General features: G+C 55.1%; 26 protein-coding genes. 24 read left to right on the top strand and 2 right to left on the bottom strand.

Features of this window, described 5'->3' with window-relative positions:
- The first annotated feature begins 13 nt into the window (after nt 1–13).
- The 19 genes from accC (at nt 14) to ACQ4N8_RS02575 (ending at nt 17,570) form a co-directional block, all read left to right on the top strand.
- The gene (gene accC, locus ACQ4N8_RS02665; RefSeq protein WP_430702766.1) at nt 14–1,357 is read left to right on the top strand and encodes an acetyl-CoA carboxylase biotin carboxylase subunit; all 1,344 of its coding nucleotides are present in this window, start codon (nt 14–16) and stop codon (nt 1,355–1,357) included.
- Between the two features lie 113 nt (nt 1,358–1,470).
- Entirely contained in the window at nt 1,471–1,878 is a 408-nt protein-coding gene (locus ACQ4N8_RS02660; RefSeq protein ID WP_430702765.1) for an Asp23/Gls24 family envelope stress response protein, read from the top strand.
- Nucleotides 1,879–1,982: 104 nt separating this feature from the next.
- On the top strand, nt 1,983–2,522 hold the full coding sequence (gene amaP / locus ACQ4N8_RS02655) for an alkaline shock response membrane anchor protein AmaP (RefSeq protein WP_430702764.1): 540 nt from the start codon (nt 1,983–1,985) through the stop codon (nt 2,520–2,522).
- Nucleotides 2,523–2,536: 14 nt separating this feature from the next.
- Complete coding sequence (locus tag ACQ4N8_RS02650; RefSeq protein WP_430702763.1) at nt 2,537–2,770, top strand: DUF2273 domain-containing protein; 234 nt, start codon at nt 2,537–2,539, stop codon at nt 2,768–2,770.
- Between the two features lie 219 nt (nt 2,771–2,989).
- Nucleotides 2,990–3,439, top strand: coding sequence for a transcription antitermination factor NusB (nusB, locus tag ACQ4N8_RS02645; protein ID WP_430702762.1), 450 nt, complete (start codon nt 2,990–2,992; stop codon nt 3,437–3,439).
- Nucleotides 3,440–3,467: 28 nt separating this feature from the next.
- A complete protein-coding gene (folD, locus tag ACQ4N8_RS02640) occupies nt 3,468–4,325 on the top strand; it encodes a bifunctional methylenetetrahydrofolate dehydrogenase/methenyltetrahydrofolate cyclohydrolase FolD (RefSeq protein ID WP_430702761.1) in 858 nt (285 codons plus the stop codon).
- A gap of 80 nt (nt 4,326–4,405) precedes the next feature.
- Nucleotides 4,406–5,788 (top strand): exodeoxyribonuclease VII large subunit, encoded by a 1,383-nt coding sequence (gene xseA / locus ACQ4N8_RS02635; protein ID WP_430702760.1) that lies wholly within the window; start codon nt 4,406–4,408, stop codon nt 5,786–5,788.
- Nucleotides 5,763–6,044, top strand: coding sequence for an exodeoxyribonuclease VII small subunit (gene xseB / locus ACQ4N8_RS02630; RefSeq protein ID WP_430702759.1), 282 nt, complete (start codon nt 5,763–5,765; stop codon nt 6,042–6,044). The genes xseA and xseB overlap by 26 nt, the downstream gene beginning before the upstream one ends.
- A gap of 47 nt (nt 6,045–6,091) precedes the next feature.
- Nucleotides 6,092–6,967: a polyprenyl synthetase family protein gene (locus ACQ4N8_RS02625; protein WP_430702915.1), complete on the top strand. Its 876-nt coding sequence runs from the start codon at nt 6,092–6,094 to the stop codon at nt 6,965–6,967.
- Nucleotides 6,968–7,319: 352 nt separating this feature from the next.
- Nucleotides 7,320–9,224: a 1-deoxy-D-xylulose-5-phosphate synthase gene (gene dxs / locus ACQ4N8_RS02620; protein WP_430702914.1), complete on the top strand. Its 1,905-nt coding sequence runs from the start codon at nt 7,320–7,322 to the stop codon at nt 9,222–9,224.
- A 59-nt stretch (nt 9,225–9,283) separates the two neighbouring features.
- Nucleotides 9,284–10,144 (top strand): TlyA family RNA methyltransferase, encoded by an 861-nt coding sequence (locus ACQ4N8_RS02615; RefSeq protein ID WP_430702758.1) that lies wholly within the window; start codon nt 9,284–9,286, stop codon nt 10,142–10,144.
- A gap of 162 nt (nt 10,145–10,306) precedes the next feature.
- Entirely contained in the window at nt 10,307–10,789 is a 483-nt protein-coding gene (locus ACQ4N8_RS02610; RefSeq protein WP_430702757.1) for a hypothetical protein, read from the top strand.
- 203 nt (nt 10,790–10,992) lie between these two features.
- Nucleotides 10,993–11,442, top strand: coding sequence for a transcriptional regulator AhrC/ArgR (ahrC, locus tag ACQ4N8_RS02605; protein ID WP_430702756.1), 450 nt, complete (start codon nt 10,993–10,995; stop codon nt 11,440–11,442).
- Between the two features lie 35 nt (nt 11,443–11,477).
- The gene (gene recN, locus ACQ4N8_RS02600) at nt 11,478–13,217 is read left to right on the top strand and encodes a DNA repair protein RecN (RefSeq protein ID WP_430702755.1); all 1,740 of its coding nucleotides are present in this window, start codon (nt 11,478–11,480) and stop codon (nt 13,215–13,217) included.
- 99 nt (nt 13,218–13,316) lie between these two features.
- Complete coding sequence (gene spoIVB / locus ACQ4N8_RS02595) at nt 13,317–14,648, top strand: SpoIVB peptidase (protein ID WP_430702754.1); 1,332 nt, start codon at nt 13,317–13,319, stop codon at nt 14,646–14,648.
- 260 nt (nt 14,649–14,908) lie between these two features.
- Nucleotides 14,909–15,718, top strand: a complete 810-nt coding sequence (gene spo0A, locus ACQ4N8_RS02590) for a sporulation transcription factor Spo0A (RefSeq protein WP_430702753.1) — start codon at nt 14,909–14,911, stop codon at nt 15,716–15,718.
- A gap of 350 nt (nt 15,719–16,068) precedes the next feature.
- Nucleotides 16,069–16,377, top strand: coding sequence for an ArsR/SmtB family transcription factor (locus tag ACQ4N8_RS02585; protein WP_430702752.1), 309 nt, complete (start codon nt 16,069–16,071; stop codon nt 16,375–16,377).
- 13 nt (nt 16,378–16,390) lie between these two features.
- Nucleotides 16,391–17,338 (top strand): cation diffusion facilitator family transporter, encoded by a 948-nt coding sequence (locus ACQ4N8_RS02580; protein ID WP_430702751.1) that lies wholly within the window; start codon nt 16,391–16,393, stop codon nt 17,336–17,338.
- A gap of 22 nt (nt 17,339–17,360) precedes the next feature.
- A complete protein-coding gene (locus ACQ4N8_RS02575; protein WP_430702750.1) occupies nt 17,361–17,570 on the top strand; it encodes a hypothetical protein in 210 nt (69 codons plus the stop codon).
- A gap of 60 nt (nt 17,571–17,630) precedes the next feature.
- On the opposite strand, the gene ACQ4N8_RS02570 is transcribed toward ACQ4N8_RS02575, so the two are convergent.
- Complete coding sequence (locus ACQ4N8_RS02570) at nt 17,631–17,918, bottom strand: DUF2627 domain-containing protein (protein ID WP_430702749.1); 288 nt, start codon at nt 17,916–17,918, stop codon at nt 17,631–17,633.
- 193 nt (nt 17,919–18,111) lie between these two features.
- Here ACQ4N8_RS02570 and lpdA point away from each other — a divergent pair, with 193 nt between their 5' ends.
- From lpdA to lipB, 5 genes are all read left to right on the top strand, one after another.
- Nucleotides 18,112–19,533 (top strand): dihydrolipoyl dehydrogenase, encoded by a 1,422-nt coding sequence (gene lpdA / locus ACQ4N8_RS02565; protein WP_430702748.1) that lies wholly within the window; start codon nt 18,112–18,114, stop codon nt 19,531–19,533.
- A gap of 118 nt (nt 19,534–19,651) precedes the next feature.
- Nucleotides 19,652–20,677, top strand: coding sequence for a thiamine pyrophosphate-dependent dehydrogenase E1 component subunit alpha (locus tag ACQ4N8_RS02560; RefSeq protein WP_430702747.1), 1,026 nt, complete (start codon nt 19,652–19,654; stop codon nt 20,675–20,677).
- 2 nt (nt 20,678–20,679) lie between these two features.
- Nucleotides 20,680–21,666, top strand: coding sequence for an alpha-ketoacid dehydrogenase subunit beta (locus ACQ4N8_RS02555; RefSeq protein WP_430702746.1), 987 nt, complete (start codon nt 20,680–20,682; stop codon nt 21,664–21,666).
- A gap of 18 nt (nt 21,667–21,684) precedes the next feature.
- Nucleotides 21,685–23,085 (top strand): dihydrolipoamide acetyltransferase family protein, encoded by a 1,401-nt coding sequence (locus ACQ4N8_RS02550; RefSeq protein WP_430702745.1) that lies wholly within the window; start codon nt 21,685–21,687, stop codon nt 23,083–23,085.
- 63 nt (nt 23,086–23,148) lie between these two features.
- Nucleotides 23,149–23,862, top strand: coding sequence for a lipoyl(octanoyl) transferase LipB (gene lipB / locus ACQ4N8_RS02545; protein WP_430702744.1), 714 nt, complete (start codon nt 23,149–23,151; stop codon nt 23,860–23,862).
- Here lipB and prli42 read toward each other — a convergent pair.
- The gene (prli42, locus tag ACQ4N8_RS02540; protein WP_430702743.1) at nt 23,852–23,950 is read right to left on the bottom strand and encodes a stressosome-associated protein Prli42; all 99 of its coding nucleotides are present in this window, start codon (nt 23,948–23,950) and stop codon (nt 23,852–23,854) included. The genes lipB and prli42 overlap by 11 nt on opposite strands.
- Nucleotides 23,951–23,963: the final 13 nt, after the last annotated feature.

The raw sequence follows: 23,963 nt of genomic DNA, 5'->3' as shown, positions 1-23,963 counted from the left end.
ATACGAAAGACTCATGAAATTTCATAAAATATTGATAGCCAACCGCGGCGAAATCGCCGTTCGCATTATTCGGGCATGCCGTGAGCTGGGCATCTCCACCGTTGCGGTATACTCCGAAGCGGACAAGGATTCGCTGCACGTCCGTTTGGCTGATGAAGCCTATTGCATCGGTCCGACGTTGTCCAAAGACAGTTACTTGAACTTAACCAACCTGATGAGCGTGGCAACGTTGACGGAATGCGACGCCATCCATCCCGGCTACGGCTTTTTGGCCGAGAACGCCGATTTCGCCGAAATCTGCGGGTCCTGCAACATCACGTTTATCGGACCTTCGCCGGAAGCGATCAACCGGATGGGGGATAAAGCCGTGGCGAAGCAAACCATGAAGGATGCCAGCGTCCCCGTCATCCCCGGCTCCGACGGATTGATCGAAGATTTGGACGAGGCCGTGATGGTTGCCCGCGACATCGGCTATCCGGTCATTATCAAAGCGACCGCCGGCGGCGGCGGCAAAGGGATCCGCATTGCCGAGGACGAGGATTCGCTGGTTAAGCAAATCACGACCGCGCAGCAGGAGGCCCAGAAGGCCTTCGGCAATGCCGGCGTTTATTTGGAGAAGTATTTGACCGGAATGAAGCACGTGGAAATTCAAATCATTGCCGATAAACACGGGAATGCCGTTTATCTCGGCGAACGCGACTGCTCGGTTCAACGCCGCCGGCAAAAGCTGGTGGAAGAAGCGCCTTGCCCGGTGCTGTCGCCGGAAAAACGGCGGGAAATGGGCGAAGCGGCGGTTCGCGCCGCTCTGGCCGTGAATTATTCCGGCGCCGGTACGCTGGAATTTCTGCTGGGACCGGACGGCCAATTTTATTTCATGGAAATGAACACGCGGATTCAGGTGGAGCATCCGGTGACCGAGATGGTGACCGGCGTCGACCTTATTCAGGAGATGATCTCCGTGGCCGAGGGCCATCCGCTGTCCTTTGCCCAAGACGACATCAAGCTGAACGGCTGGTCGATCGAATGCCGGATTAATGCGGAGGACCCTGCGCGCAATTTCATGCCTTCACCGGGCAAGATCGGTTTCTACCTCCCGCCGGGAGGACCGGGCGTACGCGTGGATAGCGCGGCATACCCTGGCTATATGATTTCCCCGCATTACGATTCGATGATCGCCAAATTGATCGTCTGGGGAGCGACGCGGGAAGAAGCGATCGCCAAAATGAAGCGGGCATTGTCCGAATTTGCCATCGAAGGCATTCATACCACGATCCCCTTTCATCAGAAGCTGCTGGATCATCCGACATTCATCAAGGGCGATTTTGATATCAAATTTCTGGAAGAAAACGAGATATAGAAAGCCGCCGCGAGTTTGTCATAATGAGTCCAAAATGATATAGTATGTATAATAAGTGCGCGGTAGCTATCGCGAGTAGCAGCGTCATACTTATTGAGAGGTGGATGAATAGAATGAGTACATTGCCTACGGAATTCGAACGTACGGATATTGGTGAAATTCAGATTGCCCCGGAAGTCATTGAAGTGATCGCGGGTCTGGCTACCGTAGAGGTGAAGGGCGTTGCCGGAATGAGCGGCGGTTTTGCCGGCGGCATTGCCGAATTGCTGGGAAGAAAGAATCTTTCCAAAGGCGTAAAGGTGGAAGTCGGACAACGCGAAGCCGCTGTAGACGTATCCGTCATCGTGGAATACGGCAACCGTCTCCCTGAAGTCGCCTCGGAAATTCAGCGCAACGTGAAACGTTCCATCGAAACGATGACGGGGCTGAACGTGGTTGAAGTGAATGTACATATTCACGACGTCATCTTTAAAGCCGCGGAACGCGTGGAAGAGACGGAATCAACCCACCGAGTGAAATAACGATTGCCTCAAACCCCCGACCGTTCTGGGTCAGGGGTTTACTGTAATTTTCAGCATGGACATGCTGACCGAAATGAACCTCTTCTAAGGAGGCTGTACCTGTCGTGGCCAAAATTTTAGACAGACTTTTGCTGTTCGTTCACAGCTTGAGCATCGCAATCCTATCCATTTTTGCCGTCCTTTTGCTGACGGATGCCGTGCCGCTGAAGTTGGACGTCGTGGAACAGAGACCGTTTTACATCGGTTCGTGGGTGGTCGTCGTGGTGCTGTTTTTGCTCAGCATCCGCTTCTTTTACATATCGGTGCGGCGAGAACGCGGCTCGATGTCCTCGATTGATCAACGGACGGAATACGGAGACATTCAGATCTCGGTAGATACGATCGAAAATTTGTCCTATAAAGCCGCTTCCCGCGTTCGCGGCATCAAAGAGGTCAAGACGCGCATCCGCATTACGGAATCGGGTCTTGAAATCGTGGTGCGCGCCCTTGTCGACGGCGAAACGTCCATTCCGGCATTGACGGAGGAAGTGCAGAAGCAGGTTCATGACCATGTGGAGGACATTACGGGGATTCCCGTATCTTACGTTTCGGTATACATCGCCAACCTGGTCCATTCGCCTGTCATCAAAAGCCGGGTTGAATAGGGGGGAGTAGCGGGGTGTTCTGGAAGCAATTGTGGGAGAGTCACAAAGGACGCCTGCTCGGCATTGCGGCGGCCGTGTTTTTATGCCCGATTTATCTGTTTTTCGGATTTTGGAATATGCTGTTCTGTGCGCTTCTGCTGTTTATCGGTTACACGATCGGCAAGCAGAAGGACTTGGAGGAAGGCCCGTTGCTGCCTTGGGGCCGGATTTGGGAATGGCTGTCTTCACGCTGGCGTCCTTTTAAATGAGTGGTCTTTAAACTACCGCTATAAATGGTTCCTGTGATATGCTTTCTCCGGAAAAAGAGCTGCGATGTATATTGCCCATTTTGTGGAGGAAGCCTGTTACGGGTCTTTTTTTGTGCGAAGGAAGAGATAGATTGGACATTGATGGTGATGATCGGGGCGTTTTTGGTCCATGCTGATGGGAAGAGGCAAAGGCTTAAGATAACTTATAGGAGGAAGCAGATGAAACGACGATTGGCGCGAGAAATAGCAGTGCAAAGCTTGTATCACATGGAAATGAACGAGGTCGAAGCGGAAGAAGCGGTTACGATGCTGCTTGCGGAAGCGGCGGGAGAGAACGAAAGCGAGGTCGAGCTGTCCGACGTGGATGCGACCAAAGCGTTCGTCCTGGAACTCGTAAACGGCACGTGGGGCAGCAAGGAAGCGATCGACGGATTGCTGGCCGATTATTTGAAGGGCTGGCAGCTCAGCCGCTTGTCCAAGGTGGATCGGCAGGTGCTGCGGCTGGCTACGTACGAAATGGTTTTCCGCGATGACGTTCCGGGGAAGGTGGCCGTCAATGAGGCGATCGAATTGGCCAAGCACTTCGGGACGGGGGATTCCGGGAAGTTCGTCAACGGCGTGCTCGGCAAGATGATCCAAGACGTGGATCAACTGAAAAGCAAACGATAAAAAAACAACGGGTAAAGGAGAGGATGGCATGTCGGCACCAATCATTAACGGAAAACAAATTTCGGAGGATATCCGCGCGAGCTTGCGCGAAGAGGTTCAGCAGCTTGCCAAGCAAGGCTTAACGCCGGGGCTGGCTGTCGTGCTCGTGGGCGAAGATCCCGCTTCCCAGGTGTACGTGCGCAACAAAGAGAAAGCCTGTCACGATTTGGGTTACTATTCGGAGGTTCACCGGCTGTCCGCGGAAACGTCCCAGGAGGAATTGCTTGCCCTGGTGGACAAGCTGAACCGTCAGGGGAATATTCATGGGATTCTGGTGCAACTGCCGTTGCCGAAGCATATCGACGAGAAAGCGGTGATCGATGCCATTTCCGTGGAAAAAGACGTAGACGGCTTCCATCCGGTGAATGTCGGCAACCTGGTGATCGGCGACGATAGCCTGCTCCCTTGTACGCCGGCGGGCGTGATTGAACTAATCAAACGAACGGGCGTGGAAATGTCCGGGAAGCATGCCGTCGTGATCGGACGCAGCAACATCGTCGGCAAGCCGGTATCGCTGCTGCTGCAGCGCGAGAACGCTACGGTGACGATGTGCCATTCGCGCACGGCGAACATGAAGGAACTGACCCAGCAGGCGGACATTCTCGTCGTGGCGATCGGACGGGCCCAGTTCGTCGATGCCTCTTACGTTAAGCCCGGCGCGGTCGTCATCGATGTCGGCATGAACCGTCTGGATAACGGGAAACTGGCCGGCGACGTCGATTACGAGAGCGCTAAGGAAGTGTCCGGCCCGATTACCCCGGTTCCGGGCGGCGTCGGCCCGATGACGATTACGATGCTGATGAAGAACACGCTGATTGCGGCGAAAAGGCTGCAGGGGTTGGCCTAAGGCGGCTGCGGCTGGTAACAAGTTTTAACTCGGTCATTGGGGCGTAGTGCCTGAAAGTTTTCGGAAAGGAGGCTGTACGGGTGGAACAGCAGCGGATTTTATCGGTCAAGGATTTGAACCGTTATATCCGGATGAAGCTGGAATCGGATCAGGTGTTGTCGGACATCTGGATTCGCGGCGAAATCTCCAACTTTACGCACCATTCCAGCGGACATATGTATTTTACGTTGAAGGACGCCGACAGCCGGATCAAGTGCATTATGTTCGCTTCGCACAACCAACGGCTGCCGTTCAAGCCGAAGGAGGGGGCCCGGGTGATTGCCCGGGGCAATGTGTCGGTATATGAACGGGACGGGCAATACCAGTTTTACGCGACGCATATGCAGCCCGACGGAATCGGCAGCTTGTACCTGGCCTTCGAACAGCTGAAGCAAAAGCTCGACGGCGAAGGCTTGTTTGCGTCGGAACGAAAACGGCCGCTGCCGCGATTCCCGCGTACGATCGGCGTCGTGACGTCACCGACGGGGGCGGCCGTCCGGGATATCCTGACGACGCTGCAGCGCCGCTATCCGCAGGCTGCCGTGATCCTGTACCCGGTACTGGTACAGGGCAAAGGAGCGGCGCCATCGATCGTCAAGGCGATCCGGACGCTGAACGCCATGGGCGAGGCCGACGTGTTGATCGTCGGGCGGGGCGGCGGCTCGCTCGAGGAGTTGTGGGCGTTTAACGAGGAGCTGGTCGCGCGCGCGATCTACGAATCGGCGGTGCCCGTCATCTCGGCCGTCGGCCACGAGACGGACTTTACCATCGCCGATTTCGTCGCCGACCTGCGCGCCGCAACGCCCACCGCCGCCGCCGAGCTGGCCGTGCCGCACACGGCCGAGCTGCGCGCGCAGCTGCGCCAGCGCGAGCAGGTGCTGCAGCAAGGCTTGCAGCACCGCCTGCAGCAGGCGCGCGACCGGCTGCGCAGGCTCCAGCGCTCGCCGGCGCTGCTGCAGCCGCGGCGCAGCCTGCTCCAGCACGCGGAGCGGCTGGACCGGCTCTCCTCGCGGCTGACGGGCCGCATGGAGACGCGCCTGCAGCTGGCCGGCGCGGCCCAGGACCGCCTGCATCAGCGGCTGCTGCGGCATCATCCGCAGGAGGGGCTGCGGTTTGCTGGGCGGCGGCGGCAGGAAGCCGAGCGGCTGCTTCGGCAGGCGATGCTCGGCATGCTGCGGGAGAAATCCCGGCAGCTGGCCGCCGGCATCCGCCAGCTCGATGCCCTAAGCCCGCTTAAGGTCATGGGTCGGGGCTACAGCCTGGTGTACGACGAACAGGGGGAACGGCTGATCAAATCGCTGTCGGACGTGGAGCCGGGCGATCGGATCAGAGTGAAAGTGACGGACGGAGAATTGGATTGCCAAGTATGGGGCATGAAGCGGGAAGGAGCTGGAAAAGATGAAGGAACGGGAACCGAAGCTTGATACCGGGGCGGAGCAACCGGAGATCCATTTTGAAGAGGCGATGAACCAACTGGAGGATATCGTTTCGCAGCTCGAGCGGGGCGACGTGCCGCTGGAGAAGGCAATCGATTTGTTCCAGCAGGGCATGCAGCTCTCGCAGCTGTGCAGCCAGAAGCTGGCCCAGGTGGAACGCAAAATCGAGATGATCGTGGAGGAAGACGGAGAAATCGGCAAGCAGCCGTTTCAAGCGCCTGCCGGCGAGAGCGGAGATTTCTGAGGAGAGCGGTGATTTTGGTGCAGCAGCAAACAGCGATAGCTCAGTACATGCAGGAAATCTCCGGATTGGTAGCCTCTCGGCTGGCTACCGCCGTTCCGGCGGAATGGGAAGTCCCGGAGACGTTGCGCAAATCGATGGATTATTCCCTGATGGCGGGAGGAAAGCGGCTGCGGCCGCTGCTCGTCGTGGCCGCGGCGGAGGCGCTCCACGGCAGCCGGGAGGCTGCGCTGCCCGTCGCCTGCGCCGTGGAAATGGTACATACCTATTCGCTCATCCATGACGACCTGCCGGCGATGGACGACGATGATTTCCGCCGCGGCAAGCCGACGAACCATAAGGTGTTCGGGGAAGCGATGGCGATCTTGGCCGGGGACGGATTGTTGACCCAGGCTTTTTACAGTGTCGTGCAAGCCGGCCGGCGGCATGGAGTGCCGGCCGAAAGCGTCCTTTGCATCGTCGAGGAATTGTCCCGGTATGCCGGCCCGTGCGGCATGGTAGGCGGTCAAGTGGCCGATATGGAAGGAGAGCAAGGACTGACCGATCTGGAGCAGCTTCGCCGTATTCATGAGCACAAAACCGGCGACTTAATCGTCTTCTCGTTAAAGGCGGGTGGCCGGATCGGAGGCGCTTCGGCATCGCAGCTGGAAGCGCTTGAAAGGTACGGGAGGGCGCTCGGCCAAGCTTTTCAAATTCAGGACGACATCCTCGATCTCGTCGGAGACGAGAGCAAATTGGGCAAGAAAACGCAAAGCGATGTCAAGCAGCAGAAGGTGACGTATCCCTATTTCCTCGGGATCGAGGGATCCCGCGAGGAGGTCGCCCGGTTGACCCGGGAGGCGAAGGAAACCATGCTGAACGGCGACATTCCGCACCCGCAGCGGATGTTGGAAATCGCGGACTTTTTGCTTCAAAGGGACCATTAGCGAAAGCGGCATGAGCATAAAGTCAGGGATCTGTCATCGTTCCAAGCGTTGACTTTTGCGCGTCGAAAGGGTTTGATGAATAGGGAGCTGACGGCAGAGCAGCAGGCAAAATGCGAAGTTCGCCGGCCGGGTGCTCCCTCTTGGTGCGCTTTGCGAACATAAATCGACGCAGGGTACAACCTCTGAGGTGATTTCGACAACATCGCGACATATGGTATAATGATAGCTATTATCAACAAGAGAAATCCATTTTTGAGGTTGTTCAAAAAGCCGTCTTTTGATCACGAAGCAGGTCATGAAGCAGAAAAGCCGACTTTTTGAACACATACTTTAAAGGAAGCGGGGAATGGCTGTGCTGCTTTCACAAATACACGAGCCTGCCGATCTGAAAAACTTGTCCCTTGAGCAATTGACGCCGCTCGCTGCGGAGATACGCCGGTTTTTGATCGAGAAGCTGGCGGCGACGGGCGGGCATTTGGCTTCGAATCTAGGCGTGGTGGAATTGACGATCGCCCTGCATTATTGCTATAACAGTCCGCGGGACAAATTTATATTCGACGTAGGCCACCAGGCTTACGTTCATAAAATATTGACCGGGCGGATGGACCAGTTCGATACGCTGCGCAAGCATAACGGACTATGCGGGTTCGTGAAGCGGAGCGAAAGCGAACATGACGTTTGGGAAGCGGGACACAGCAGCACGTCGCTCTCCGCAGCCATGGGCATGGCGTTGGCGCGGGATTTGAAAGGCGAGTCGCACCGGGTGATCGCGATGATCGGCGACGGTGCGTTGACCGGGGGCATGGCGTTTGAGGCGCTGAACCATATCGGTCACGAGAAGAAGGACCTGATGGTGATCCTCAACGACAACGAAATGTCGATTGCCCCGAACGTCGGAGCCATGCATAATTATTTGACGAAAATCCGCTCCGACCGCAATTATTTGCGGGCCAAGGACGAAGTGGAACAATTGCTGAAGAAGATTCCGGCGATTGGCGGCAAGCTGGCCAAAACCGCGGAACGGGTCAAGGACAGCCTGAAATACTTAATGGTTTCCGGCGTGTTGTTCGAAGAGCTCGGATTTAAATACTTGGGGCCGGTGGACGGCCATGATCTTCCGGGATTGATCGAATCGTTCCACCAAGCCAACAATGTCAGCGGCCCGGTACTGGTTCACGTGCTGACGACCAAAGGCAAGGGGTATACCCCGGCCGAAAAGGATTCGCATAAATGGCACGGCATTACGCCTTACAAGATCGAATCGGGCCAATTGCTCAAAGCCGTCGGCAATCCGATGTACACGGAAGTGTTCGGCCAGACCCTGATCGAGCTTGCGGAGCAGGATGAACGTATCGTAGCCGTCACGCCGGCGATGCCGGGCGGGTCCGGTCTGGTCAAGTTCGCCGAACGGTTTCCGGGCCGGATGATCGACGTCGGCATCGCCGAGCAGCACGCGGCGACGATGTGCGCGGCGATGGCGATGGAAGGCATGAAGCCCGTGTATGCGGTGTATTCCACTTTTATGCAGCGGGCCTACGATCAAATCGTCCACGATATTTGCCGGCATAACGCCAACGTCATGTTTGCGATCGACCGGGCCGGATTTGTCGGCGCGGACGGGGAAACGCACCAAGGGGTATACGATATCGCCTTCTTGCGGCATATTCCGAACATGGTGCTGATGATGCCGAAGGATGAGAACGAACTGCGCCACATGATGAAGACGGCGCTGGAATACAACGACGGGCCGATCGCTTATCGATATCCGCGGGTCAATGTCCCCGGCGTGCCGCTGGATGAAGTATTGATGCCGATTCCGATCGGTACCTGGGAAATGCTGCGCGAAGGAGACAGCTTGACGATCGTCGCCGTCGGACCGATGGTGCAGGTGGCCGAAGAAGCCGCCGAAATGCTGAAGCGGGAGGGCGTGACCGCGGCCGTGTTGAATGCCAGATTTTTGAAGCCGCTGGACGGCGATATGCTCATGAAGCTGGCGCAAAACGGAAGCAAAATGATCGTGCTGGAGGAAGCTTCGCAAGCTGGAGGCCTCGGCAGCGCCATTCTGGAGTTTTATGCGGAGCGGGGAATCGCCGGCTTGGATATCAGCCTGATGGGGGTGCCGGACCGGTTCATCGAGCATGGGAGCATCAAGGATCAACTGGAGGAAGTGGGCTTGACGGCGGAAAGCGTTGTTCGGGAGGTCCAAAAATTCCGCTCCGGGCAGCGGGCTTACGGCAAGAAGGCGGAGCCTTATTGATAGCACGACAGATTTAAGCCGGGCGCAGCCCTGCGCCCGAGCATAGACGGGAGATTGGCATGTCGGTTTCCAAGGAACGGATAGACGTCCTGCTGGTGGAGCAGGGATTTTTCGATAGCAGGGAAAAAGCGAAAGCCGCCATCATGGCCGGTTTGGTCTTCGGCGGGCAGGAGCGCATCGAGAAGGCCGGGACCAAAATTCCCCGCGACACCGTATTGTCGGTCAAAGGGGCGATTCACCCTTATGTCAGCCGGGGCGGGCTCAAGCTTGAAAAGGCGCTGAAGCGTTTCGGCATCGGCCTGGAGGGCAGAACGATGCTGGATATCGGGTCCTCCACCGGAGGGTTTACCGATTGCGCCTTGCAGCATGGGGCAAGCTACGTTTACGCCATCGACGTCGGTTATAATCAACTGGATTGGTCGCTGCGCAATGACGAGCGGGTAAACGTCAAGGAACGGACGAATTTCCGGTACATGACCCCGGAAGACCTGGATGGCCCGACGCCGGATTTTGCCAGCATCGACGTTTCTTTTATTTCGCTGAGAATTATTTTGCCTCCCTTGCTCGCGCTGTTGAAACGGCCGGCCGATATCGCCGCGCTGATCAAACCGCAGTTCGAGGCCGGGCGGGAGAAAGTCGGCAAGTCCGGGGTCGTCCGCGATCCCAAAGTGCATCTGGAGGTGCTGGAGACGGTGCTTTCCTTTGCGGCGGAGCAGGGTTATTCCGTCGCCGGCCTTACTTTCTCTCCGATTACCGGCGGGGAAGGGAACATCGAATTTCTGGCCCATCTGCGGCTGGAGGAATCGGCTCCCGAAACCGTTGAACAACCGGGAGAAGACTTATTGATACGGATCCGCGATATGGCTGGCCAAGTCGTGAAGGATGCATCGGAAACATTTGCCGGAGGCCCATCGAGATGATGGGTCTTTTTGCTATGCCGATACTTGCAAATCGAACATTCGTTCCCTATAATGAAAGTGAAACAGCGTTTTATGGTCTCTGTACCTTACATAAAAAAATGTTGCATACCTTAACAGGAGCTCAAGCCAGATGCGTCGAAATAGTGGGTTGAGGTGATTTAGGTGGGAGCGTTCTCTGACGGTCTTCTGATGCTGCTGATCGCAGGAATTGCGGCGTATCTGCTTTATCGCGGCTTCCGTTCCTGGGTTCGCAAGCCGTTTACTTTAAGATCCGGCATCGGGTTTGAAATGAATGAGGAGATATTGGAACATCCTGCCGTAGATTTGCTGGAGCAGGCCGGCTATGAGGTCGTCAGCGACAAGCTGAAGGTCCCGCTGGCTTTCCGGATCGACCGGGAGGTCGTCCACAGCCGTTTGTTCATCGACTATATTGTGGTGAAGAACGGGGAATTCTATTTGGTAAGAACCGCGCGGGAACGCCTGCCGATCGAATGGACGGGCAGCGGCGTCCGCAGAGAATTGTTGCCGTATCTCTTGCTGTATCCCGATTGCGCGGGCGTGCTTTACGTTGATCCGGAACAAGGGCAGATCAAGGAAATCTCCTTGACGACGGAAGAAGACGATGACGATGACGAAACAGCCTAAAAGTGTGTGTTCAAAAAGTCAGCTTTTCAGCACCGAGAAGGTTGGATGAAGCTAGGGACTGAGTAGCGGAGCGTAGCTGGAGGCTACGTGAGCAACGGAAGGCCCGGTTGAATTCAAGATTCGAAGTCGATAAGCTTCTTGACCTGCTTCGTGATCAAAAGATGACTTTTTGAATAACCTCTAAAAGGCTCATGGAGGGTAGAATGAAGGGTCAAAGACATATTAAGATTCGCGAAATCATTTCGGCAAAGGAAATCGAAACCCAGGACGAGCTGGTTGAGGCGCTGCGTAAGGCCGGTTATCAGGTAACACAGGCAACGGTGTCCCGCGATATCAAGGAGCTGATGCTGATCAAGGTTCCGACGGACGACGGGAGATATAAATATTCCATGCCGACGGCCCAACGCTATAATCCTGTGCAAAAGCTGCAGCGGGCACTGATCGACAGCTTCGTGCACATCGACCATACCGGCAATCTGGTCGTCATGAAATGCCTGCCGGGTACCGCTAATTCGGTGGCGGTGCTGCTCGATAATATGGAATGGCCGGATCTGCTTGGGACGATATGCGGCGACGATACCATTTTGCTCATTTGCCGGAGCGAAGAATACAGCCTGTTCGTGATCGAACAGATCATGGGTTACATATCTTGATCGTATTTTGATTAGGGGAAGGAGCTGCCTTCATCATGTTGGTTCATTTATCCATTCGCAATTTGGCCGTGGTTGAAGCGGTGGATGTTTCGTTCGACTCCGGTTTTCATGTGTTGACGGGGGAAACGGGCGCCGGCAAATCGATCATTATCGATGCCCTGGGATTGATCGCCGGCGGCCGGGGTTCGGCGGATTTGATCCGCTACGGCTGCGACAAAGCCGAGATGGAGGCTTCTTTCGATTTGCCGGAGGATCACCCGGTTTGGTCGACCCTGGAGGGACTTGGCATCGGCGGGGATTCGGGGGAACATTTGATCATTCGCCGGGAAATCAGCACGCAGGGCAAGAGCTCGGCCCGGATTAACGGCCAACTGGTCAATTTATCGATGCTGCGCGAAGTAGGCGATGAACTAATCAATCTGCACGGGCAACACGAGCACCAAACCTTGCTTCGTCCGGAACGCCATTTGGAGCTGCTGGACGCTTATGGCGCCGAGTCGATCGTTCCGGTCAAATCGGCATATCAAGCGACTTACGCCGATTTTGTGCGAGTCGATAAGGAGTACAACGAACTTCGGAATACGAGCCAACAAGCGCTGCAAATGCTGGATTTATACCGTTTTCAGCTGGGCGAAATCGCGGCGGCTGGACTAAAACCGGGAGAAGACGAATTACTGACGGAAGAAAAGGTCAAGCTATCCCATAGCGAGAAAATGATGGATTCCGTCTCGAAAGCTTACGGGCTGCTCTACGGCCCTCAGGGGCTTGAAGCCATTGCTAAAGCGGTGTCAAGGCTAAGCGAAGTGGCGAACTATGACAGCAAAGGCATCGCCCCGTTGCTTGAGCAGTTGCAATCCGCTTATTATCAGCTGGAGGATGCTTCCTACAGCTTGCGGGACTATCGTGAACGGATCGAGTTCAATCCGGAACGGCTTGAGGAAGTGGAGGAACGGCTCGACCTCATATCCACGCTGCGCCGTAAATACGGCGACGACGTTGAAGGCATCCTCGCTTATTATGAGAAGATCCTTCAGGAAACCGACGCGTTGGAGAATAAGGATGAACGGCTCGACCAACTACAGGCGCAACGGGATCAGTTATTGGAACGATTGTTGGCGCAGGCGGCTGAACTAAGCGCCGTCCGGCGGCGGGTAGCCGATGACCTTGCGCTGCAAATCGAAAGCGAGCTGAAAGACCTGCAGATGGAACGAACCTCCCTGGAAGTCAAGCTGACCTGGACGGAAGACGCGCAGGGCCTGGACTGGGAAGGAAAGAAAGTACGTCCAGGCAAGCATGGAATCGACAACGCGGAATTCCTGATTTCGCCGAATCCCGGGGAGCCGCTGCGGCCGTTAAGCAAAATCGCCTCCGGCGGGGAATTGTCACGAATGATGTTGGCGCTTAAGAGCATATTCGCCCGTCATGAGGAAGTACCGGTGCTTATTTTTGACGAAGTGGATACCGGCGTCAGCGGGCGGGCGGCGCAGTCGATTGCCAACAAGTTGTCGCGGCTGTCGGCCATGTGCCAAGTCTTTGCCATTACCCATCTGCCTCAGGTTGCCTGCATGGCGGACCGGCAGTATTTGATCGAGAAAGTGGTGGCGGAAGGCCGAACGATGACCCGCGTGGAGCCGTTAAATGAGGAAGGGCGCGTGGGCGAGCTTGCCCGTATGCTCGGCGGGGTGGAAATCACGGAGCGAACGCAGCACCATGCCCAGGAAATGCTGAAGCTGGCACGGGCGCAGAAGGATGCTTTATTAAGTCCGGCACAATGATTGACAGTAATAAAACACCTGACCCGGGGTATCTTATAGGTACGCAATTGGCGACCACCTTTTCGTCAAGCGAAAGAAGCTAAGGGAGCGTGACAGCCATTGAACCCGAACCTCAGGAAAAGAATGCTCGGTCTTTTTCTTGCCTTCTTCTTTTGTTTTATCGGTACTTCGGCAGCTGAAGGGCACATGCCTATTCTGCCGGACGAACTGCGCCTGTTCCAGGGACAAGGAACGCAAATTTCATTAGCCTTGCCCGTCCAAGCTGAAGTCAGTGTGGATCGGCCCGATGTGGTGATGTTAAACGGGCAGGCTAACCCTTCCATGAAAGTGTCTTTGGGACATCCGCTCAAGCTTTCATCGCTTCGGAGTGGAGAAGCCAAGCTCCGCATGAAATTATTCGGTCAAATTCCTCTTAAGACCGTCAAGGTCAATGTAATTCCTGATTTGAAAGTGATTCCCGGCGGCCAAACCATTGGGGTGAAAGTTAAATCCGCCGGGATATTAGTGGTTGGCCATCATCAGGTCATCACCGAAAACAATAAGGTATCCCCCGGGGAGGCCGCCGGGATCCAGGCCGGCGACTTGATCACCCACATTAACGGCGTAAAGCTGAAGGACGTTCGCGATGTTGCGGATATCGCGGCCGAATCAGGCCAAACCAACCGTCCGCTGAAGATTACTTACAAAAGGAGCGACAAGGAATTTACCACTTCCTTAACCCCGGCTTTTGATAAACAGGACCGGGCTTGGAGACTGGGGCTTTATATCCGCGACTCGGCTGCGGGAGTAGGAACGCTGACCTTCTATGCACCGGAGCAGGGCGTATACGGCGCTTTAGGGCATATCATAACCGACATGAATACGCAGACGCCGATCATCGTGGGCAGCGGGCAGATTTTACAGTCCAGCGTTACATCCATCTCCAAAAGCGAAAGCGGCGAGCCCGGAGAAAAACGGGCCCATTTTCTGAAAGAAGGCAAAACGCTGGGGAATATCGAACGCAATACGCAATTCGGCATTTTTGGGAAGATGTCGCACAACCCGGAACACAGCGTGTATCAACAACCGATTCCCGTTGCTTTTGCGGAGGAAGTCAAGGAAGGCCCCGCTGAGATCTTGACGGTCGTTGAAGGTCAACGGGTAGAGCGGTTTAAGGTCGAAATCGTCCATGTGTCCAAACAAAGCGCTCCGGAAACCAAGGGATTGGTGCTTCGTATCACCGATCCGCGGTTGGTGGATAAGACAGGCGGCATCGTTCAAGGCATGAGCGGCAGCCCGATTTTGCAGAACGGGAAACTGATCGGAGCGGTCACCCATGTGTTCGTCAACGATCCGAAATCCGGATATGGATGTTATATCGAATGGATGCTGCGGGATGCCGGCATTCTGCAAAACCAGCAAGGGACTTTCCAAAATCTTAAGGCCAGCTGATCGCTGCCTTAAGATTTTTTCTTTTCGCGATTGGCGTAATTATCGACATCCTTGAAGGAAAATCGTGTTTGCATTTGTCGAATGGTTACGAATGACATCGTATTATGTAAATAAATAATTAATTATATCCTAACATAGGAAAAAAATAAAGAAAAATAATTTTCGACAGAAGGAATTTACTTTTGCGTGTCGAATCCTTATTCTGGGAAGAGGAGAAACAAATAAAAACCCATCCAATTACCTGAAGGAGGAAGTAGGCAGTGCAGAAAATCGAAGTGTTGTTGGCGGATGATAATCGGGAATTTACGAATTTGCTTGCGGAATACTTTTCGGAGCAAGACGATATGGTCGTCTCGGGAATCGCCTATAACGGGGAAGAAGTGCTGGAGATGATCGATAACGCGGCCAAAGTTCCAGACGTATTGATCTTGGACATCATTATGCCTCATCTGGACGGACTGGGAGTATTGGAGCGCATTCGCGACCTCAATTTATCTCCACAGCCAAAAATCATCATGCTGACGGCTTTCGGTCAAGAGAACATCACGCAGCGTGCCGTTCAACTTGGCGCTTCTTACTACATCTTGAAGCCTTTTGACATGGAGGTTCTGGCGAACCGGATTCGCCAGCTGGTCGGCGTGCAAAACCTGACGATCGGCAGCAGCTCTCCGTCGGCTTCATTCACGAAGTCCAATGTCGTGCCTCTCGGCAAAGGCAAAAACCTGGATGCGAATATTACTTCGATCATACATGAAATCGGAGTTCCTGCGCATATTAAAGGGTATCAGTATCTGCGCGAAGCGATTACGATGGTGTACAACAACATCGAAATTTTGGGCGCGATCACGAAAACGTTGTATCCGGCCATCGCCGAAAAGTTCAAGACCACGCCTTCCCGCGTAGAGCGCGCGATTCGTCACGCCATCGAAGTGGCCTGGACGCGCGGCAATATCGATTCGATCAGCCACTTGTTCGGCTATACGATCAATATCTCTAAATCGAAGCCGACCAACAGCGAATTTATCGCCATGGTGGCCGACAAGCTGCGGATCGAGCATAAAGTGTCTTGAAAGGGTAAGGAGTAATGAAACGAACGTGAAGATGACAAGAGATCCTCTGCGGTTGGTCGGTATCTTACGTCGCATATTCGAAAATGATGAAAGGCGGTCCCTCTCGGTGCTTACCGGGAAGCGGCCGTTTTTTTTAGATTATAGAATCTTAAGTTTTCAGCGGAGCTGAATTATTCTATAATCGCAAGAAAAACTTCCTCTAAACGCGGTCTGTCTTCTTGGATAATTCGTCGCTAAAAGTTTTTTTATTTTTTTTGGCAAAATGAGCGAAGCGGTATTGACAAAGAGCACTGTTCGGAATATTCTGTATATGAACATATGCTCATACACTTGATTTGGAGGGGAACCTGATGGAGAAAGATGTGCATTCTTTTTTAAGCCCGGATACGATGGAAAAGGTTTCGACGATATTTAAAGCTTTATCCGACCCCACCCGGATCAAAATCCTTTATTTGCTCTCGGAGGAGGAGTGTTCCGTTACGCATATGTCGGAAGTGTTGAATTTGTCGCAATCGGCGGTCTCCCACCAGCTTAGCTTGCTGCGCAACCTGCGGCTGGTCAAATTCCGGAGGGAAGCCAATACGGTGTACTACAGCTGCGATGACGAGCACGTGATCTCGCTGCTTACCCAGGCGATTCAGCACGCGAAATGTGATTAGGGAGGGAAATATTATGGGGCACCATCATCATCATGATCACGGCCATGCCCATGAGCATGGCGGACATCATCATCACGACCATCATGCCGCACGGACCGGGAACAAAAAGGGTCTGTTGATCGCGCTGCTCATCACGGCCTCGATTGCGGTCCTGGAGTTTGCCGGCGGTTTGTTTACGGGAAGCCTGGCTTTATTATCCGATTCCGGGCATATGTTAAGCGATGCCAGTTCGCTGGTGTTAAGTCTGGTGGCGCTGTGGTTCGCAGGCCGTCCCGCTTCGGGGCGCAAAACGTACGGTTTTTACCGCATGGAGATTTTGGCGGCATTGCTTAACGGTGTAACCCTGTTTGTCATCGCGGGGTTTATTATTTGGGAAGCTTACGGACGCTTCTTCGATCCGCCTACCGTATCCAGCAACCTGATGATCCTGATCGCGGTCATCGGCCTGGTTGCGAATCTGGGCAGCGCGGCGGCTTTGCTCAAGAAGGGGGATGTCAAAGGCAATGTGAACTTAAAAAGCGCCTACCTGCACGTGTTGGGCGATGCCCTTGGCTCCGTCGGAGCGATTATTGCCGGCATCCTGATGTCAGTGTTCGGCTGGTATATTTTTGATCCCATCATCAGCGTCCTCGTGGCATTGCTTATACTACGGGGGGCTTGGGGCGTGATTTCCCAGTCCGTGCATATTTTGATGGAGGGCTCGCCGGCTGCGATCGATCAGTGCGAAGTGAAGCAGTGCCTTGCTAACATCCCGGGGGTGGTTGAGGTGCATGATCTGCACATATGGACCATTACGTCGGGGATGGACGCGTTAAGCTGCCATATCATGATCAAGGAAGGCGAAGACAGCCAAACGGTGCTTCAAGCGGCAATATCGCTGCTGGAAAAATCGTTTCATATCGGGCATTCCACGATTCAGGTGGAAACCCCGGTGATTCGGCATCAGGAGCTTATGGTATAACCAGGAAGGAATGGAATGTCATATGACGAATGAATTCGATTTGGCGGCTTACCGGGAAAAGCTGGAGCAAGCCGATTTGGGAGAGGCGGAAAGAGGGCTGATAGGCGAGCTGATCGCCCAACTTGAGCTGGTGACCGCCGAAAACCTTAGGCTGCGCAAAGCGCTGCTGCGCGCTTCGTCCCAACACGGTTCGCGCATGTCGAGCAAGCTGAAGGATGCCTTGTATGAATGAATTTGAAAAAACCTCTTCGCCGTATTCAAACGGGAAAGAGGTTTTTTTGCGCGGTTGGAATTACTCCGGGGAAGCGGGTTCTTTCTTCCGGAATCTGGGCCCGATGTAGTTGCGCTTGCGGTCGCGGAAAAAAATCCAGCCGCCCAAAAATCCGGCGCCCGCCGCGAACAAAACCAGCCCCAGGCCGAAATCAAGCCAATCGAACGTGACATGGGATAACGAATCGTCTCCATGATTGGACATATAATCAAATAGGGCATCCTTTATTTTAAGGAAACCGATCATGGCGGCGATGCCAGGGATCACCAGCAGGATGATGGCGATAAACCGGGATAATTTGAGCTTCATAGGAGTTAAATCATCCTTTCCGTCGGAAATGCATTGTTAAAAATATCATACCTTTTTCCCGTTCTTCTGTCCATTTGAGGGCCGCATTTGTATTAGCGGCAAAACAAGGTAAAATAGGAATTGTATCTTTGGGCAGCAGGCCCCATGAACTGATAAATTGATCGATATTGTATAGAATAGGTGGAGATCTGAAATGGCTATTACTTGTGATGTAGCAGTACTCGGCGGAGGAACGGGCGGTTATGTCGCCGCGATCCGCGCAGCCCAGTTGGGCAAGGATGTCGTCATCATCGAACAGGACAAGCTGGGCGGAACTTGCCTGCACCGGGGGTGCATTCCGAGCAAGGCGCTGCTGCGCAGCGCGGAGCTGTACGCTCAAATGAAGGATAGCGCCAGCTTCGGCATTGAGACCAGCGGGGTAACCTTGGTATTTCCGAAAGTGCAGGAACGCAAGCAAAGCATTGTGGATCAACTGTATAAAGGGGTCCAATATTTAATGCGCAAACATAAAATTCGCGTCATCGAAGGAAAGGGACGGGTGATCGGACCCTCGATTTTCTCGCCGAAAAGCGGTGCCGTGGCCGTGGAGCTGCAGGGCGGAGAAATGGAGACCATCGTGCCGACCAATCTAATTATCGCCACCGGCTCCCGGCCGCGGGCATTGCCCGGCCTCGTGCCCGACGCCAAGCATATTCTGAGCAGCGATGAGGCGGTGTTGTTGGATGAGTTGCCGGGCTCCATCGTCATCGTGGGCGGCGGGGTAATCGGCGTGGAATGGGCGTCGTTGCTGAACGATTTCGGCGTGAAGGTCACCGTGGCGGAGGCAGCGGACCAGTTGCTCCCTGCCGAGGACGAAGACGTGGCCCGCGAGCTGCAGAAGCAGCTTCAGCGCCGCGGCATTCAAGTACTCACCGGGGTTATGGTGCAGCCTGAGACGTTTGAAGTCCATGACGGTACCGTCTCCATTTCGGCGCTGCGAGGCGGGGAGAAGCTTCAGTTGCAAGGGGACAAGCTGTTGTTGTCCATCGGCAGACAAGCGAACGTGGAGAATATCGGCCTGGAAAATACGGATATCGGGTTAGAGCGCGGCTTTATTCGGGTAAATGAACATATGCAAACCACCGAACCGCACATCTATGCCATCGGCGACTGCATCGGCGGCTTGCAGCTGGCCCATGCCGCCAGCCATGAAGGCTTGACCGCCGTGCATCATTTGGCCGGGGAAGCCACGTACGGCTACCATGAAAGCCAGGTGCCGCGCTGCGTGTATACCCGTCCGGAGGTGGCATCGGTCGGGATCACCGCAAAAGAGGCCAAAGCCAAAGGTCTTGACGTGAAAATCGGCAAGGTGCCGTTTTCGGCGATCGGCAAAGCGCTGGTCCACGGGGAAACGGAAGGCTTCGTGAAAATGGTCGCCGACGCCCGCACGAACGATATCCTCGGCGTTCAAATGATCGGGCCGCACGTGACCGAGCTGATCAGCCAGGCGGCGCTGGCGCAGGTGCTGGATGCCACGCCTTGGGAAATCGGACAAGCCGTATTCGCCCATCCTACCTTGGCGGAAATTATCGGCGAGGCCGCGCTGGCCGTAGACGGACATTCCCTTGCCACCTGACGTTTGAAACTAACGTTTTCTTTTTCATGGAAAAACGATTATAATAAACTTATCCCAAGTCTTAGTACCTGGTTTTAAGATTAGATCAGAAACGCCCCAATTAAAGGAGGTAACTCCCATGAATGCGAAAAGTTCGACTCAAACGAAACCCAAACATGAGCAGCTCGGAATGACGGATGATGAAGTGCTTGAAATGTACAAATATATGCTGCTCGCACGTAAATTCGATGAGCGCAATATGCTGCTGCAGCGTGCGGGGAAGATCAATTTCCACGTCTCCGGGATCGGCCAGGAAACGGCTCAGGTCGCGGCGGCCTTCGCACTGGACCGGCAGCGCGATTATTTCCTGCCCTACTACCGCGACTACGGCTTCGTGTTATCGGTCGGCATGACTCTGACCGAACTGATGTTGTCCGCGTTTGCCAAAGCGGACGATCCGAACAGCGGCGGCCGGCAGATGCCGGGACATTTCGGCAGCAAAAAGCTGCGGATCGTTACGGGATCCAGCCCGGTGACGACGCAGGTTCCCCATGCGGTCGGCGTGGCTTTGGCCGCGAAGATGCAAAAGAAGGACCTTGTCTCCTTTGTGACTTTCGGCGAAGGATCGAGCAACCAAGGCGATTTTCATGAAGGCTTGAATTTTGCCGGGGTTCAAAAGCTGCCGGTTATTTTCATGTGCGAAAACAATCAATATGCGATTTCCGTGCCGGTCAAGAAGCAGCTTGGCGGCCGGGTTTGCGATCGTGCCCTGGGCTACGGATTCCCGGGGATCCGCGTCGACGGCAACGATGCGCTGGAGGTATACCGCGTCGTGAAGGAAGCGCGGGAACGCGCCGTCCGCGGCGAAGGACCGACGCTGATCGAAGCGATGATGTATAGGTTGTCTCCGCACTCTACCTCTGACAATGATTTGGCGTACCGGACGAAGGAAGAGGTCGACGAGAACTGGAAAAAAGACGGTATTCCGAAAATGAAAGCCTATTTGATCGAAAACGGTTTGTGGAGCGGCGAACAGGATGAAGCATTGCTGAAGGACATCAACCAGCAGCTGAAGGAAGCGGTGGAAGCAGCGGACAATGCGCCGTTCCCTAAACCGGAAGACACGCTGCTGCATGTGTATGCCAGCGAAGGGGAGGGGCAATAACCATGCCGGTAATGGAGTATATCGACGCGATTCGCCTGGCGATGAAAGAGGAAATGGAGCGGGACGAGAGCGTATTTGTCATGGGGGAAGACGTGGGCGTCAAGGGCGGCGTATTCACCACGACCAAAGGCTTGCAGGAGCAATTCGGGGAGATGCGCGTGATCGATACGCCTTTGGCCGAGTCGGCGATCGCAGGGGTGGCGATCGGCGCGGCCATGTACGGCTTGAAGCCGATCGCGGAAATGCAGTATTCGGACTTCATGCTGCCGGCAACGAACCAGATCATCAGCGAAGCGGCCAAAATCCGTTATCGCTCCAATAACGACTGGAATTGTCCGGTCGTGGTCCGCGCCCCGATCGGCGGCGGGATTTTCGGCGGGTTATACCATTCGCAGTGCCCGGAATCGATTTTCTTCGGGACCCCGGGGCTGAAGATCGTGGCGCCTTATTCGGCTTATGATGCCAAGGGCCTGCTTAAAGCGGCGATCCGCGATCCCGATCCGGTCCTGTTCTTCGAGAACAAAAAATGCTACAAGCTGATCAAAGAGGACGTGCCCGAGGACGATTACGTCGTGCCGATCGGCAAAGCGAAGGTGCTGCGCGAAGGGACCGACATTACCGTGATCAGCTACAGCCTGCCGCTGCATTTTGCGATGCAGGCCGCGGAGGAGTTGGCCGCCGAACAGGGGATCAGCGCGCATATCGTCGATCTGCGCACCCTGCAGCCGCTGGATCGCGAAGCGATCGTGGAAGCGGCCCGCAAAACGGGCAAGGTGCTGATCGTTCACGAGGACAATAAGACCGGCGGCATCGGAGCCGAGGTGTCGGCGATCGTGTCCGAGGAATGTCTGTTCGAGCTGGACGCTCCGATCGCCCGGCTGTGCGGCCCGGACGTACCGGCGATGCCGATCAGCCCGCCGATGGAGAAATTCTTCATGCTTAGCAAAGACAAGGTCAAAGAAGCGATGCTTCAATTGGCGCTTTATTAATGGGGAGTGAGTAAATACATGCCATCCAATAAATCGTTAACCGACGTCGTCATGCCCCAGCTCGCCGAATCGCTCGTATCGGCCACCATCGGGAAGTGGCTGAAACAACCGGGAGATCCGGTCGAACAGTACGAACCGATTTGCGAAGTAATCACGGATAAAGTGAATGCGGAGATTCCCTCCACCCTGGACGGGGTGATGGGCGAGCTTCTGGCCGAGGAGGGCCAGGAAGTGCAGGTCGGCGCGGTCATTTGCCGGATCGAAACCGCCTCGCCCGGCGCAGGTCAGGCCGAAGGGGCTCAAGCTCCCGCAGCCGGCGGTGCCGTCTCGGCGGCGGAGGTGCCGTCTGGCGAGACCGGGACGGATGCCTCGCAGCGCAGCCGTTATTCCCCGGCCGTGCAGACGTTGGCGGCCCAGCACGGATTGGACCTGCGGCAAATCGCCGGCACGGGGCTAGGCGGACGGATTACCCGCAAAGACGTGCTGGCTTACATCGAGCAGGGAGGCCGCCCGGCCGGCGCGGCTCCCGCGGCGACGGCAACGATCGTACCGCCGGCTGTCGCACCCGTAGCGGCTCCGGTGCAACCGGCGGCTTCGGGTGTTCCGCTCGGCGCTATCCCTGCCGGGCTTAACGCGGCGGCAAACGAACCGGTTCGCCATTCCGGCCTGCATTTGACGGAATCCCCGCGCATTCCGACGATTGAGGTAGAAGGCGGCGACCGTTCCGAATATTTCATCGACGTCACGCCGATCCGCAATACCATCGCCACACGGATGCGCCAAAGCGTATCGGAAATTCCGCACGGCTGGATGATGATCGAGGTTGACGTAACGAATCTGGTTCAGCTGCGCAACAAGCTGAAGCAGGAGTTCATGCAAAAAGAAGGCGTCAATTTGACATACCTGGCTTTCCTGCTCAAAGCGGTGGTCGGGGCGATCAAGGATTATCCGATCATGAACTCGGTTTGGGCGGTCGATAAAATCATCGTCAAACGCGACATTAACATCTCGCTGGCCGTCGGCACCGAGGATTCCGTGCTCACGCCCGTCATTAAAAAGGCCGACCAGAAAAACATCGCCGGCCTGGCCCGGGAAATCGAGGAGCTCGCGACGAAAGTGCGCGCCGGCAAGCTGAAGCTGGACGACATGCAGGGCGGTACGTTTACGGTGAATAACACGGGCTCCTTCGGTTCGATTTTGACGCAGCCAATCATCAATTATCCGCAAGCCGCCATTTTAACTTTCGAATCGATCGTCAAAAGGCCGGTCGTCATCAACGATATGATCGCCGTTCGCTCGATGGCCAACCTCTGCTTGTCGCTGGATCACCGGATCCTCGACGGCGTGATTTGCGGCCGCTTTATGCAGCGGGTAAAGGACAATATGGAAAGTTATTCTCTGGAGACTCAAGTGTATTGATCGATTGGCTTTAGCGATGGCATAGCCGATTTCCGGACATGCAAAGGAGAGGCGAGAAAAGCGATGAACAACAGCTTGAAAGTCCGTTATTATCCGATGATGGAATACGGGGTTGCCTGGGAATTGCAAAAACAGCTAGTCAAAGCGATCGACGCGGAGCAGCAGCAGGAGCACCTGCTGCTGCTTCAGCATCCGCCGACTTATACGATAGGTTCCCAGCGTCACCCCGAGCATCTGCTGCTCAGCCCGGAGCAGCTTCAAGAGCAGGGAATTTCAGTGTTTGAAATCGACCGCGGCGGAGATATTACCTATCATGGTCCCGGCCAGTTGGTCGGGTACCCGTTGCTTAGATTAGGTGCCGGGCAAGGCTTGGATTTGCACGGATACCTGCGGCAGCTGGAGCAGGTGATCATCAACTACTTGGCCCGTTTCGGGATCGAAGGCACAAGAAAACCGGAATATACCGGCGTTTGGGTCGGGGACGTCAAAATTTGCGCCATCGGCGTGAAGTTTAATAAGTGCCGGCACGCGAAGGGCTTTATTACGAGCCACGGTTTTGCCTTTAACGTAAAGTCCGGCATTCAGGAGCAAGGCTTCCGCGGCATTATCCCCTGCGGGATTCAAGAGTATGGGGTAACCTCCCTGGAGGATGCTGCCGGACAGACGTTTACGGTGGAGCAGGTTGCGCGGGACATCGTTCCTTTGTTTAACGAGGTATTTGGACGGGCGGGAGCTTTGGAAACGCCGGAGGCTCCGGCGTTTGAGCTCAACGAATGAACAACGGCTCCAGGAAAGCGAGCAGCGTTGAAGCCACCATGGCGAACAACATCAGATATACGACGATTCTCATCCATTTTTTTTGCATAACGGGAACTCCT

Source organism: Paenibacillus macerans (assembly GCF_050565405.1).
GTDB lineage: Bacteria > Bacillota > Bacilli > Paenibacillales > Paenibacillaceae > Fontibacillus > Fontibacillus macerans_B.
The sequence above is the reverse complement of the archived record's forward strand: the minus strand, read 5'-3'. Positions and strand labels throughout refer to the sequence as shown.